Genomic DNA, 12906 nt, shown 5'->3' with positions numbered 1-12906 from the left:
GCGTCGACCCCGACGTGACGCGCGCAGCGATCGACCGAAAGGTGGCGAACAAGTCCGTCATGACGTCCCCCACTGCAGATCCGGTAACCGATGCCGAGCTCGTGCCGCCTCCGGAGGCTGCTGCGGCCACCGTCGGCGAAGCGCCGGTCGCCCTGCGCGTCGAGAACGTCTCCAAAGTCTTCGGACGCCGCCCCGCCGAGGCGCTGCGCCGCCTCGAGGCAGGGGCGAGCCGCGACGAGGTCAAGCCGTACGGGACCGCTGCCGTCATCGATGCCAGCCTCGAGATCCGCGCCGGAGAGATCTTCGTCGTCATGGGCCTGTCGGGCTCGGGCAAGTCGACGCTCATCCGCATGCTCAACGGTCTGTGGAGTCCGAGCGCAGGACGCGTCCTGATCGGCGACGACGATCTCTCGGCGGTGGACGCGAAGGAGCTGCGCGCCCTGCGACGGGCTCGCCTCAGCATGGTCTTCCAGCACTTCGCGCTGCTCCCCCATCGCACGGTCCTCGACAACGCCGCGTACCCGCTGGAGATCCAGGGGATGCGCAAGAAGGAACGACGGGCGAAGGCGGCCGAGGCCCTCGCGATGGTCGGGCTCGACGGCTGGGAGACCTCGCTGCCGTCGCAGCTGTCGGGCGGCATGCGCCAACGAGTGGGACTGGCGCGTGCCCTGGCGGCCGACACCGACATCCTCCTGATGGACGAGGCGTTCTCGGCGCTCGACCCGTTGATCCGGCGGGAGATGCAAGAGCAGCTGCTCGACCTGCAGCGCCGCCTCGGCAAGACGATCGTCTTCATCACCCACGATCTGAACGAGGCGATGTACCTCGGCGACCGGATCGCGGTCATGCGCGACGGGCGGATCGCCCAGGTCGGCACCGCCGAGCAGATCCTGTCCGACCCCGCGAACGACTACGTCGCGCAGTTCGTCGCCGACGTCGACCGCAGCCGTGTCCTGACCGCGTCCTCGGTGATGGTCAGACCCGCCGCCGTCGTCCCCGCCTCCGGTGGGCCTCGCCAGGCCAGCCGCACGATGCGCGAGGCGCAGGTGAGCGCTGCCTACGTCGTCGACCGTCAACGCGTGCTCCGCGGTGTCGTGCACGACGTCGACGCGGTCGCCGCGCTCCGTGACGGCAAGAGCACCATCGCCAGCGCGATCCGCGAGGGCGTCACTGCGGTGCGGACGACGACCCTGCTCGCGGACGTGTTCGCGCCAGCCGCCGAGGACGCGCTCCCGGTCCCGGTGACCGACGAGGACGGGAGGCTCGTGGGCGTCGTGCCACGAGTGACCTTGCTGGCCGCGATGGCGCCGGTGGACAAGACGATGGGAGACGGCGATGAGTGACAGCACTGTCCCCCGGATGCCGCTCGGCGAGTGGGTCGAGACCGGTGTCGACTGGGTGACCGAGACCTTCCGCCCGTTGTTCGGGTTCGTCAAGGACGTGCTCTCCGGTGCGTACGACGTGCTGAGCGAGCTGCTCCTGGCCCCACCGTTCTGGGTCGTCACCGCCCTGCTGGCCGTGATCGCGCTCGTCGCGAAGGGTTGGAAGCTTGCTCTGGTCACCGTGGCCGGGTTCACGCTCGTCGCCAGCGTCGACCAGTGGGACAACGCGATGAAGACTCTCGCGCTGGTCATCCTCGCCTCCTTGATCGCGCTCGCGATCGCGGTGCCGCTCGGGATCTGGAGCGCCCGCAGCGACACCGTCTCCACGGTCGTCAAGCCGGTGCTGGACTTCATGCAGACGATGCCTGCCTTCGTCTACCTGATCCCGACGGTCGTCATCTTCCTCACCGGTGTCGTGCCGGGCATCGTCGCGACCGTGATCTTCGCCCTCGCCCCGGGCGTCCGCTTCACCGAGCTCGGCATCCGCCAGGTGGACGCCGAGGTCGTCGAGGCGGGCCAGGCGTTCGGTGCGACTCCGGGCCGCATCCTTCGACAGGTCCAGCTGCCCCTGGCGATGCCGACGATCATGGCCGGCGTCAACCAGGTCATCATGCTGGCGCTGTCGATGGTCGTGATCTCGGGCATGGTCGGCGCCGACGGGCTCGGCCGCGACGTCGTGGCCGCCCTCAGCAGCGTGGATGTCGGCAAGGGATTCGAAGCCGGCATCTCCGTCGTGATCCTCGCGATCTTCCTCGATCGCGTCACTGCGGGCCTGTCCGCCCGCACCCCGGTCGCGAAGTCTCTGGCCACCGGCCTGGTCTGAGCGACCACCACCCCAACCCAGGTGGTCCCCCGGGTCCGCCGAAGGAAGGAACACATGTCACGCGTACGCACCTCTCGACTCCTCCGAGGCGTCACCGCTGCCTCCTCAGCGCTCGTGCTGAGCATGGGGCTCGCCGCCTGCGGCGGGTCCGACTCGGCCAGCGGCGACGAGGAGAAGACGATCTCGATCGGCATCCCCTCAGGGTGGGACGAGGGCATCGCTGTCTCTCACCTGTGGAAGGCGATCCTCGAGGACGAGGGCTACGAGGTCGAGACCGAGACGGCTGACATCGGGATCATCTTCACCGGCCTGGCCGGCGGGGACTTCGACGTCACGTTCGACACCTGGCTGCCGCTCACGCACGCCTCGTACCTCGAGAAGTTCGGTGACGACATCACCGACCTCGGCACCTGGTACGACAACGCCAAGCTGACGATCGCGGTCAACGAGAGCTCGCCGGCGAAGTCCCTCGAGGATCTCGCCGGCATGGCCGACGCCTACGGCAACCGCCTCGTCGGCATCGAGGCGGGCGCGGGCCTCACCAAGGTCACGCAGGAGGAGGTCGTCCCGACCTACGGCCTGGAGAAGATGGACTACGTCATCTCCTCGACGCCGGCGATGCTGGCCGAGCTGAAGAGCGCGACCGCCTCGGGCGACAACATCGCCGTCACGCTGTGGCGTCCGCACTGGGCGTACGACGAGTTCCCGATCCGCGACCTCGAGGACCCCGAGGGCAAGCTCGGAGCGGCTGAGGAGATCCACGCCTACGGCGCGAAGGACTTCGGCGAGCGCTTCGGCGACCTCGAGGAGCTGATCGGCGCGTTCACCCTGGACGACGAGCAGCTGTTCTCGCTGGAGAACCTGATGTTCAACTCGGGCGACGACGTCGACGAGGAGGACGCGGTCGAGCAGTGGCTCGAGGACAACTCGACGTTCGTCGAGGACCTCAAGAAGAAGGCCGGCGTCAGCTGACCTGAGGAACAGCACGACGGCCGGTCCCTGCGGGACCGGCCGTCGTCGTGTGAGTGCCTACTCGTGGACCGGGCGCGGGATGCTCCGGTTGGCGATGCGGTTCTCCGACTCCACCATCCACGCCAGCTGCTCGATCCGCTCGAGGATGGTGTGCAGCAGGTCTGCCGTGGTCGGGTCCTCCTCGTCCACGTCGTCGTGGATCCGACGCGCCGTCGCCGCGACCGCGTGCAGCGCGCTCGCGACGAGGTCGACCGTCTCGGCGGTGTCGACCTCGTCGGCCGGGTACTCCGGCAGGCTGCTGTGCTTCGCGACGGTCGCCGCGCGCCCGTCGGGCGTGATGTAGACGGCGCGCATCCGCTCGGCGACGTCGTCGCTGAACTGACGTGCCGCGTCGACGATCTCGTCGAGCTGGAGGTGGAGGTCGCGGAAGTTCTTGCCGACGACGTTCCAGTGGGCCTGCTTGCCGATGAGGTGGAGGTCGATCAGGTCCACGTGGATCTGCTGAAGGTGGTCGGCCATCTGCTGCGAGGCCCGGAACGGCGCCTCGACCGTACGGCGCTTGTCACTCGTCGTCTTGCTCATGAAAGCTCCTCCTTCTTCGACTCAAGGACTCGGTGCCCGAGCACTTTCGGATCAATCACCCGAGCGATGTGCGTCCCAGCACACCGTCGGGGTCGTAGGTGGCCTTCACCTCGCGCAGGCGCGAGAGCGTCGCAGGCGGGAAAGCCTTCGCGACCGTCTCCGGCGTCGTGACGGTCTCGAAGTTGCCGTAGAGCGCGTCGACGACGGGGTCCCACTCGTCGTCGACCCCCGGATCGTCGCCCGGCATGACGAGGACGCTGTACGCGCGGTCGCGGTGCGCGAATGCCGTCTCGGCAGGATCCACCTCGCCGGCGGCCCCAGGGAAGGCACGCACCTGGATCAGCTGCAGCCGGCCGGTGTCCATCAGCCGGCCGGCCGTGCGTACGGGCTCGTCGGTGAGGTGCGCGACCAGCGCAGACCGGGTGGCGGGCTGGGCATGGCCGGCGCTGGGGTCGCCGGTGGACCGGATGATCCCCTTGTACGGCGCGACCTGCGCCTGCTGCTGGAGCACCGGCGCGAGGTGGAGGAACCGCTCGATCGCGCCCACCGCTGCTTCGGTGTCGTCGCCCGCCCAGACCAGCATGACCCGCGCGAACGTCTGCCCGTCGCCGGAGGGGAACACCGTGGTGAACGGCGTGAGCGCACGCGGGCTCTGCTCGACCAGCTCGCCCAGCCGGGCGAGGTAACCGGCTGTGTCGTCGACCTGGTGCACGATCACCGCGAGGACGATGTCCCCGAGCTCCATCGCCTCGATGTCGAGGCTGGTCACGATCCCGACGTACTCCCCTCCCCCGCGCACCGCCCAGAAGAGGTCCGGGTGGTGCGCGGCGTCGGCACGGACGACCGTCCCGTCGGCGAGCACGACCTCCGCGCCGACCACGTGGTCGACTGTCAGCCCGTAGCTGCGGGCGAGGAGACCGATGCCTCCGGACGTGCCCAGCCCGCCGACCCCGACGTCGCCGGAGTCGCCCGAGCTGACCGCCAGGCCGTGCGGAGCGAGCGCGGCGGCGACCTCGCGCCACCGCAGTCCTGCCCCGAGCCGGACGATTCTGCGGTCGCGGTCCAGGACCTCGACGGTCTTGAGGCGGCCGAGGTCGACGACGATCCCGCCGTCGTTCGTCGAGCGTCCGCCGATGCCGTGCCCCCCACTGCGGGCCACGAACGGGACGTCCTGCCGGCGGGCGTACGCGACCGCCTCGGCGACCTGCGCGGTGTCGGCCGGGCGCAGCACGAGACCCGGGCTGCCGCGGTGCACGTAGCTGTGCCGGACCCGTGCGTACGTGGGGTCTCCGGGCTCGACCGCGTCGGCGGCGAGCGAGGCGGGAACGGCGTCGTAGTCGATGCCCGACACGCGGCGGGACAGGGCGCGTGCGCTACGCCCTGTCCCCGCGGAAGGGAAATCGGCGCGTTCGGCGGCCACCTCCTCGCGCAGCGCCGGGATCACCTCCTCGGCGAACGCGCGCATCGTCTCCGGATCGTCGGCCGGGAGGATGAGCGTGCTGACGCCGTCGGCCAGCACCAGCGGCAGGAGCTGGTCGACCCAGGCCCGCGGGTCCGTGCCACCGCCCGTGATGTTCAGCAGCCGGCGGATCTCGCGCGGGTCGCGTCCGGCGGCCTGCGCCGCCTGGTCGATCACGGCGTTGCCGCGCTCGAGGTCCCCCGGCTGGAGGTAGCTCAGGCTCGGCAGCCAGCCGTCGGCCTTCTGGCCGATCAGCCGCTGCATCCGCGGCTTGTACGCACCCAGCCAGATCGGCACGTCGTGGGCCGGCGCCGGGCCGCGCTTGGCACCGTGGGCGGAGTGGAACTCACCCTGGACGAACACGCCGCCGCGCTCGTCTGCCGCCCAGATCCCCCGGATGACGTCGAGGGCTTCGCTCAACGCCTGGACGCTCTGCCCCGGCGTCAGCCGGGGTCCGCCCATGGCCTCGATGGCCTCCCAGAACGCGCCTGCCCCCAGACCCAGGTCGATGCGACCGCCGGAGAGGAGGTCGAGGCTCGCCACCGAGCGGGCGGTGACGGCGGGGTTGCGCAGCGGGAGGTTGAGGACGTTCGGCGCCAAGTGCACGCGCTGGGTGCGCGCGGCGACGAAGCTGAGCAGCGTCCAGGTGTCGAGGAACGCCGGCTGGTACGGATGGTCCTGGAAGGTCACCAGGTCGAACCCGAGATCTTCGCTCAGCCGGGCGAGCGCGACGACCTGGTCGGGCGCGGTGTTCTGCGGGGTGATGAACGTGCCGAATCTCAGCTCGTGGCCGTAGTCGGGCATGGGGTCCTCCGGTTTTGGTTGATAGGTCAACCGTAGCGCGCAGTGGATGACACATCAACCTCCGAGGTACCGTGGACGTGTGACCGCAACCCCGACGACCGAGACGCCGCTCGACGCGTGGCGCGCGTACGCCTCTGCGCACGAGCGGCTGGTGCGGCACCTCGCCCGTGAGATCACGCGCGAGACCGGCTTGTCGGACGCCGACTACTGCGTCCTCGAGGCCCTCTCGGACGCCCCGGCCGGGCGGCGACGCTCGCGCGACCTCCGAGTCGCGCTGGAGTGGGAGAAGAGCCGCCTCTCGCACCAGATCCGCCGCATGGAGCAGCGCGGCCTCGTCGCACGGGAGACCTGCGTCGCGGACGGGCGCAGCGCCGACGTCGTGGTCACGCCGGAGGGGCGTACGGCAGCCGCGCGGGCGCGCGCGGTCCGAGAAGCATCCTTGCGCGCGCTCGTCCTCGAGACGCTCGGCCCGGACCGCGTGGAGCAGCTGGCCGAGACCGGCGCCCTCCTCGGGGCACGGCTGACGCGTGCCGCCGAGGACGACCCTCAGTGCCGAGAGGCGCTGGCCGCGGACGACTGATCCGCTGCCCGCGACCTCAGACCCCGGCCACCTGGCTCCACGTCCGGTAGCCGCCGTCGAGGTTCGCGACGTCGCCCCGCCCGAGCTGCCGCAGCAGCCGGGAGGCGGTGTGCCCGCGCTGCCCCACGGCGCACGTCACGACGAGGCGGCCGTCGGGCAGCTCCTCGTGACGCTCGCGCAGCTCGTCGAGCGGCACGTTCAGCGCACCGGGCAGCGACCCCGACGCGTACTCGCCCGGCGTCCGGACGTCCACCACGGTGGCGCCGTCTCGCGTCGCCGCCTCGACCTCGTGCCACTGCACGGTCTCCGTGAGACCGGCAGCGAGGTTGTCGGCGACCATCCCGAGCATGTTGACCGGGTCCTTCGCGGAGCCGTACTGGGGGGCGTACGCCAGCTCGAGGTCGGCCAGGTCACTCGCTCGCAGGCAACCGCGCATCGCCGTGGCGATCACATCGATCCGCTTGTCGACCCCGGCCTCCCCCACGCCCTGCGCGCCGAGGATCGCGTCCGTCGTCGGATCGACGAGGAGCTTGAGCGCCATCGCCCGCGCACCCGGGTAGTAGCCGGCGTGGTCGCTCGGGTGCGTGTGGATCACCCGTACCGGCCGACCGGCGGCACGCAGCCGCTTCTCGCTCCAGCCGACCATCGCCGCCGTCAGCCCGAACGCGCCGACCACGGCCGTGCCGAGCACCGGGGGCGCCACGACGTCGCGCCCGGCGATGACGTCGGCGACCAGACGACCCTGCCGGTTGGCGGTCTGCGCGAGCGGCACGAGGGTCCCTTCACCGGTCATCGCGTCCCGCTTCACGGCCACGTCGCCCACGGCGAAGATCGCCGGGTCGTTCGTCCGTTGCTGGCTGTCCACCTCGACGCCACCTCGCTCGCTCACCGCGAGCCCTGCCCGCGCGGCGAGCCCGGACTCGGGCACCACGCCGACGGCGGTCACCACGAGGTCGGCAGGCAGCACGGTCTCGTCGTCGAGCCTGACGCTCGCGTCGTCGATCCGCGTCACCGCCGCGCTCGTCCGGACGTCGATGCCGTTCTCGCGCAGTCGCTGGCCCACGAGCAGGGCCATCTCGACGTCGAGAGGTGGCAGCACCTGCGCCTCGCGCTCGACGAGGGCGACGTCGAGACCACGGTGGGCGAGGTTCTCCGCGAGCTCGAGCCCGATGAAGCCGGCGCCGACCACGGCCGCCGTACGGGCTCGCGCGCCGGACGACCCGTCGAGCTGCGCCAGGATGGCGTCCATGTCGTCGAGGTCGCGCAGGGTGTGCGCGCGGTCGATGCCCGGGAGCGGCGGCCGGACGGCACGCGCGCCGGTCGCGAGCACCAGCTCGTCGTACGACTCCTCGTAGGTCTCACCGCTCTCGAGGTCCCGTACGGACACCACGCGCCGCTCGCGGTCGATCGCGGCGACCTCGTGGCGCGTGCGCACGTCGAGTCCGAAGCGTGCCGCCAGCGAGGCGGGTGTCTGGAGCAGGAGCTCGTCGCGCTCCTCGATCACGCCTCCGACGTGGTACGGCAGGCCACAGTTGGCGAACGAGACGTGAGGACCCCGCTCGAGCACGACGATGTGGCGGTGCTCGTCGTTGCGGCGCAGGCGGGTCGCGGCGGACATGCCCGCGGCGACACCTCCGACGATGACGGTGCGTCGTTGCTGCGACACGGGCCTCACCGCCGCCCGAAGGGCAGCCAGTCCGCGAGCGAGCGGGGCTTGACGGCCGTACGGTCGCAGGTGCAGCGCTGGTCCTTCGGCACCGGGCCCATCACGTTCGCCACGTGCTGGCCGCACCCGGCCCACGTCGTCTTGCTGCACGTCTTGCACACGACTGGTCGGCACATTTTTGTTCTCCTTCATGTATACCCAGGGGGGTATCGGTCGATCCCGGCCGAGCCTACACCCCGGGGGGTATTCTTCAAGGCATGCAGCTCTCGACCGACACCACCCAGCCCGTCCTCAACCGGCTCCGGCGCGCCCAGGGCCAGCTCGCCGGGGTCGTCCGCATGCTCGAGGAGGAGCGTGACTGCGAGGACGTCGTCACGCAGCTCGCCGCCGTGAGCAAGGCGCTCGACCGCGCTGGCTTCGCCCTCATCGCCTCGGGCCTCAAGGAGTGCGTCGTCGCGGGCGAGGACGCCGACGCCGACAAGCTCGAGCGGGTGTTCCTCTCGCTCGCGTGAGCGGGCGAGTCCTCAGCTCAAGACGCCGAGCACGGTGAGCACGAGCGCGCCGGCCACCACCACGTACGCCGTCGCCAGCAGCCCAGGCCCGATCCGGATGCTCTGAGGCGGGCCCTCGCCACGTGCGATCCGCGCCTCTCCCGACCATCTGACGCCGAGGAACAGCAGCGCCCCCACCGCGAGGAGCAGCGCCAGCAGGTCCCACGCGAGCCCACGCCCGTCGCGCACGGCGACGAACGGGAGGATCGCGTCGAGCCAGGCGAACGGCGCCCTGGCGCCTGACCCGCTGGGGCTCGCGGCCGCCGCCACGACGAGCAGGATCGCGAGCATCGCCGCGAAGCCGCCCGCCTTGTCGAGCCACCAGCCGCGCCGGATGAGCGCACGCTCCTTGGCCCACCCTTCGTCGGTGTCGGCGAAGCGGCGACGCGACGCGTGCTGGCCGTCGTACCACCCGCGAGCCCGCCACACGGTCGCCTTGACGCGGGCGGGGTCGAGCGCCTTCACCGCCCGGCGGTGCGAGCGCCGCTGGGCACGGGCGACGATCCCGACCGCCGCGAGGTCGTAGCCGCGCTCGTGCGCGGCCCTCAGCGACGCCGTGACCCGGGGGTTGTCGGCCAGCCGCCGCACGGCGTCCTCGGCGCCGGTCGGCGCCGGTTGCGGCCGAGACACGGGCGCAGGCTGCGTGGGCGCGGTGTCCGAGGCAGACGGCATCGCTGGAGCGGGCGGAGCGGGCGGGGCAGGTCGCGGCGCCGGCGGGACGGGCGGCGGGACCGGCACAGGGCGGGGTGAAGCCTCGCTCCGTGCCGCCGACGGCGTCCTCGGCGCCTCACGCGCCAGGTCGACCAGCGCAGACGCCACGCGAGGCATCTCCGGCCGGTCGGCGGGATCGAGGGCGGTCATCTCGACGACGAGGTCGCGCAGCGGGTCGGGAACGCCCGAGAGGTCGAGTCGCCCGTCGACGACGGCGGCCACCGTGCGGGCGTCGTCACCGCTGGGAAGCGGACGCTGGCCGGCGGAGGCGTACGCGACCAGCAGACCGAGCCCGTACACGTCGCTGGCCGCGGTCGCCCGGTCACCCAGCAGACGCTCGGGCGCCGCCCACGCGGCCGAGCCGATCATCTCTCCGGTCCTGGTGAGGTCGAGGCCGTGCTCCCCCTTGGCGATGCCGACGTCGATGAGCGTGGCGCGGCGGCCGGCGAGGACGGCGTTGGCGGGCTTGATGTCGCGGTGGACGAAGCCGAGCCCGTGCAGCCGGTGGAGGGACCGCCCGATGTCGAGCGCGACCGCTGCGACCGTCGGGACCGCGATCGGGCCCGCGTGACAGACGGCCTCGTCGACCGTGATGCCCTCGAGCAGCTCCATCGCGAACCAGGGGCGCGCCGCGTCGAGGTCCCCGGTGACGTACGCCGGGAACCCGCGGCCGCCGAGCTCGTCCAGCAGCCGGGCCTCGGCAGCGAAGCGCTCGCGCGCCCCGCGACCCTCGAACGTGAGGACCTTGACCGCGACGCGCGGGCCCCCGCGCGTGCTCGCGACGTAGACGGCCCCGAATCCCCCGGATCCCAGCAGCGTGTGCAACGTGTACGGCCCCACGCGAGGGATGTCCGGGCGCGCGAGCGGGAGCGCACGCGTCGGCGATGCGCCGTCTGATGCCGCCACGGAGGCCCCTTCCGGGAGAACTGGTCGTCCGGGAAGCCTAACAACGAGGGGCCCGCGACACCGGCGACGCGGCCCGCGCTCACCCGCCGAGCGTGAGCCGCACCGCAAGGGCGAGCATCACCACCGCGACCGCGGCGTCGAGCACCCGCCATGCCGCGGGCCGCGCGAAGACCGGCCGCAGGGCGCGCGCCCCGTAGCCCAACCCGGCGAACCAGATCCAGCTCCCGACGACAGCACCGACCGCGAACGCCCCGCGCGCGTCGCCGTACGAGGTCGCCACCGAGCCGAGCAGCAGCACCGTGTCGAGGTAGACGTGCGGGTTGAGCCACGTCAGCGCGAGCGCCGTGGCGACCACCGGCCAGACCGACGTCCGTCCCCCGCGCTCGTCGACGTCGAGCCGCCCACCGACCACGGCCCTCCGTGCGGCCAGCAGCCCGTAGACCGCCAGGAACAACGCGCCTGCCCACCGCACCACCTCGACCAGCACAGGCGCACGCGCGAGAAGGGCCCCGACGCCTCCGACCCCCGCCAGGATCAGGACGGTGTCGGAGAGCGCACAGACGAGCACGACCGGACCGACGGCCTCCCTGCGCAGGCCTTGGCGCAGGACGAAGGCGTTCTGCGCCCCGATCGCCACGATCAGGGACAGCCCCGTCCCGAGCCCTGCCAGAAGGGCGGCCACCACCTGCGAGTCGCTCACACCGACGACGGTAAGCGGATCGCAGGCATGAATCCAGCTAAAGTTTCTTCAGCAGATGAAGGAGTGCTTCATGAAGGGTGACCTAGCTCTCGACCAGCTCCGCACGCTCGTCGCCGTGGTGACCGAGGGCAGCTTCGAAGCGGCCGCAGCCCGGCTCCAGGTGACGCCGTCCGCGGTCAGCCAGCGCATGAAGGCGCTCGAGGCCACGACCGGCCGCGTCCTCGTACGACGGACCCGCCCGGTGACGGTCACCGGCCACGGCGCCGAGATCCTGCGCCTCGCTCGTCAGGTCGACCTCCTCGTCCGCGACCTCGCCCCGTCCGACGGGGACGTCGCACGGGTCGTCGTCCCGGTCGTCGTCAACGCCGACTCCCTGGCGACCTGGTTCCTGCCCTCGGTCGCCGGCGTGACCGACCGCGTGCTCCTCGACGTGCAGCGTGAGGACGAGCGCCAAGCCCTCGCGCGCCTGCGTGACGGCTCGGCGCTGGCTGCGGTCAGCGCCGTGGCGGACCGGGTTCCCGGCTGCTCGGTGAGCACCCTCGGCGTGATGCGCTACCGGGCGATGGCCGCCCCGGCCTTCGCGGCGCGCTGGTTCCGTGGCGGCCTGACCGCCCAGGCGCTCGCCGAGGCGCCGGTCGTCGACTTCGACCGCGACGACGAGCTCCAGCGGCAGCTCCTCGCCCGCCTCGGCGCTCCGCACGCCGACCCCCCTCGCCACTACGTGCCCGGCTCGGAGGCGTTCCGCGAGGCGATCCGTCTCGGACTCGGCTGGGGCATGCTCCCCGACCTGCAGTCGACGTCGCTCGCCGCCTCGGGCGAGGTGCGCGAGATCGGGGACCGCGCGCGCATCGACGTACGGCTCCACTGGCACCAGTACCAGCTCGACTCCCCCGCGCTGGCGCTCCTGTCGGACGCGGTACGCGAGGGCGCACGGCGCCACCTGCGCTGAACCCTCACCCTTCGACGACGGTGTTGCCCTTGCCCTCGTCGTCGACCTGCGGCGTCAACGTCGTGCCGTGGGTGATGACGTTGTCCGCGCCCTCGAGGTCGACCGCGCGCAGCTGCTTGACCGTGATCTCGTTGCGATCGCCGCCGACGTCGAGCTCGAGGACCCGGACGCCCGTGACGGTGTTGTCGGAGCCGTCGACGCCCAGGTCACGGGCAGTCTCGAAAGTGACCGTGGCGCCGCTGCCGTCGACGTCGACGTCGTCGCAGGGGCCGGACACCGTCACGGTCGCCGCCGCCTCGACGGTCACGTCGCCTCCGCTCTCGCACACGACGACAGCCGTCCCCGCCTCGGTCACGCGGTGCTCCTGCCCCTTGCCGACCGTCACCGGTCCCGGGCTCGCGGTGCCGGTGCCGCCGTCGGTCGGCGTGGCGGAGCCGTCCGTCCCCGGAGAGATCTCGCCGGTGGTCGACACCGTGGGCTCGGGATCGACGTCGCCTGCCTCTCCGCAGGCGGCAAGGACGGCAGCGCACGCCAGGAGAGCCGCACCTGCCCCGCGACTCAGTGGTGTCAGTCGATGCATGCAGACCTCCCGCGCTCGGCGCCCCCCGTGACCGGTCTCCCTGCACGCTAACCGCCCTCGCGCGCGCTCGCGCGCCATCATGGGGAGATGGCCGACGATCTCGAGATCCTGGAGCGCTGGATACGTGCGGGAGGGACGTGGAACGTGGTCAGCCGCTCGCAGGCCCGTGTCACAGTCGCGCTGTGCCGCTGCGACGGTGGCGAGGAGGTAGATCGGGTGACGTCCACCGATCCGGCGTTCG

At 72.0% G+C, this 12906-nt stretch carries 13 protein-coding genes; 6 read left to right on the top strand and 7 right to left on the bottom strand.

Annotated elements, in window-relative coordinates:
• Nucleotides 1-59 precede the first annotated feature (59 nt).
• Genes NYZ95_RS12535 through NYZ95_RS12525 form a run of 3 tightly spaced genes read left to right on the top strand, consistent with a single transcriptional unit; the run spans nt 60 to nt 3177 of the window.
• On the top strand, nt 60-1343 hold the full coding sequence (locus tag NYZ95_RS12535; protein WP_262851654.1) for a quaternary amine ABC transporter ATP-binding protein: 1284 nt from the start codon (nt 60-62) through the stop codon (nt 1341-1343).
• Nucleotides 1336-2205, top strand: a complete 870-nt coding sequence (locus NYZ95_RS12530) for an ABC transporter permease (RefSeq protein ID WP_262851653.1) — start codon at nt 1336-1338, stop codon at nt 2203-2205. Before NYZ95_RS12535 ends, NYZ95_RS12530 begins: the two co-directional genes overlap by 8 nt.
• Before the next feature lie 54 nt (nt 2206-2259).
• The gene (locus tag NYZ95_RS12525) at nt 2260-3177 is read left to right on the top strand and encodes a glycine betaine ABC transporter substrate-binding protein (RefSeq protein ID WP_262851652.1); all 918 of its coding nucleotides are present in this window, start codon (nt 2260-2262) and stop codon (nt 3175-3177) included.
• A 57-nt stretch (nt 3178-3234) separates the two neighbouring features.
• Here NYZ95_RS12525 and NYZ95_RS12520 read toward each other — a convergent pair whose 3' ends face one another.
• Together NYZ95_RS12520 and NYZ95_RS12515 are read right to left on the bottom strand one after the other, a co-directional pair.
• Nucleotides 3235-3759, bottom strand: a complete 525-nt coding sequence (locus tag NYZ95_RS12520) for a Dps family protein (protein WP_262851651.1) — start codon at nt 3757-3759, stop codon at nt 3235-3237.
• Nucleotides 3760-3814: 55 nt separating this feature from the next.
• Nucleotides 3815-6022, bottom strand: coding sequence for an LLM class flavin-dependent oxidoreductase (locus tag NYZ95_RS12515; protein ID WP_262851650.1), 2208 nt, complete (start codon nt 6020-6022; stop codon nt 3815-3817).
• A 79-nt stretch (nt 6023-6101) separates the two neighbouring features.
• On the opposite strand from NYZ95_RS12515, the gene NYZ95_RS12510 reads away from it, so the two are divergent.
• The gene (locus NYZ95_RS12510) at nt 6102-6602 is read left to right on the top strand and encodes a MarR family winged helix-turn-helix transcriptional regulator (protein WP_262851649.1); all 501 of its coding nucleotides are present in this window, start codon (nt 6102-6104) and stop codon (nt 6600-6602) included.
• A 16-nt stretch (nt 6603-6618) separates the two neighbouring features.
• Here the strand turns inward: NYZ95_RS12510 and NYZ95_RS12505 are convergent, their stop codons facing one another.
• Complete coding sequence (locus NYZ95_RS12505) at nt 6619-8268, bottom strand: FAD-dependent oxidoreductase (RefSeq protein ID WP_262851648.1); 1650 nt, start codon at nt 8266-8268, stop codon at nt 6619-6621.
• A gap of 5 nt (nt 8269-8273) precedes the next feature.
• Nucleotides 8274-8444 (bottom strand): DUF8730 family Cys-rich protein, encoded by a 171-nt coding sequence (locus NYZ95_RS12500; protein WP_262851647.1) that lies wholly within the window; start codon nt 8442-8444, stop codon nt 8274-8276.
• Between the two features lie 81 nt (nt 8445-8525).
• Between NYZ95_RS12500 and NYZ95_RS12495 the strand changes: the two genes are divergently transcribed.
• Nucleotides 8526-8780, top strand: coding sequence for a metal-sensitive transcriptional regulator (locus NYZ95_RS12495; RefSeq protein ID WP_262851646.1), 255 nt, complete (start codon nt 8526-8528; stop codon nt 8778-8780).
• 12 nt (nt 8781-8792) lie between these two features.
• Here NYZ95_RS12495 and NYZ95_RS12490 read toward each other — a convergent pair whose 3' ends face one another.
• Nucleotides 8793-10436: a serine/threonine-protein kinase gene (locus NYZ95_RS12490; RefSeq protein ID WP_262851645.1), complete on the bottom strand. Its 1644-nt coding sequence runs from the start codon at nt 10434-10436 to the stop codon at nt 8793-8795.
• Between the two features lie 79 nt (nt 10437-10515).
• The gene (locus NYZ95_RS12485; RefSeq protein ID WP_262851644.1) at nt 10516-11136 is read right to left on the bottom strand and encodes a LysE/ArgO family amino acid transporter; all 621 of its coding nucleotides are present in this window, start codon (nt 11134-11136) and stop codon (nt 10516-10518) included.
• A 70-nt stretch (nt 11137-11206) separates the two neighbouring features.
• Between NYZ95_RS12485 and NYZ95_RS12480 the strand changes: the two genes are divergently transcribed.
• Nucleotides 11207-12085: an ArgP/LysG family DNA-binding transcriptional regulator gene (locus NYZ95_RS12480; RefSeq protein WP_262851643.1), complete on the top strand. Its 879-nt coding sequence runs from the start codon at nt 11207-11209 to the stop codon at nt 12083-12085.
• A gap of 4 nt (nt 12086-12089) precedes the next feature.
• On the opposite strand, the gene NYZ95_RS12475 is transcribed toward NYZ95_RS12480, so the two are convergent.
• Nucleotides 12090-12665, bottom strand: a complete 576-nt coding sequence (locus NYZ95_RS12475) for a DUF3060 domain-containing protein (protein WP_262851642.1) — start codon at nt 12663-12665, stop codon at nt 12090-12092.
• Nucleotides 12666-12906: the final 241 nt, after the last annotated feature.

It is taken from the genome of Mumia quercus (genome assembly GCF_025506335.1).
GTDB lineage: Bacteria > Actinomycetota > Actinomycetes > Propionibacteriales > Nocardioidaceae > Mumia > Mumia quercus.
This window is presented reverse-complemented; position numbering and strand designations above follow the sequence as displayed.

Coding starts and splice junctions, on each gene's coding strand:
- NYZ95_RS12520 (WP_262851651.1), bottom strand. CDS start 3,759: ATGAGCAAGACGACGAGTGACAAGCGCCGTACGGTCGAGGCGCCGTTC.
- NYZ95_RS12535 (WP_262851654.1), top strand. CDS start 60: ATGACGTCCCCCACTGCAGATCCGGTAACCGATGCCGAGCTCGTGCCG.
- NYZ95_RS12515 (WP_262851650.1), bottom strand. CDS start 6,022: ATGCCCGACTACGGCCACGAGCTGAGATTCGGCACGTTCATCACCCCG.
- NYZ95_RS12525 (WP_262851652.1), top strand. CDS start 2,260: ATGTCACGCGTACGCACCTCTCGACTCCTCCGAGGCGTCACCGCTGCC.
- NYZ95_RS12500 (WP_262851647.1), bottom strand. CDS start 8,444: ATGTGCCGACCAGTCGTGTGCAAGACGTGCAGCAAGACGACGTGGGCC.
- NYZ95_RS12495 (WP_262851646.1), top strand. CDS start 8,526: ATGCAGCTCTCGACCGACACCACCCAGCCCGTCCTCAACCGGCTCCGG.
- NYZ95_RS12480 (WP_262851643.1), top strand. CDS start 11,207: ATGAAGGGTGACCTAGCTCTCGACCAGCTCCGCACGCTCGTCGCCGTG.
- NYZ95_RS12530 (WP_262851653.1), top strand. CDS start 1,336: ATGAGTGACAGCACTGTCCCCCGGATGCCGCTCGGCGAGTGGGTCGAG.
- NYZ95_RS12475 (WP_262851642.1), bottom strand. CDS start 12,665: ATGCATCGACTGACACCACTGAGTCGCGGGGCAGGTGCGGCTCTCCTG.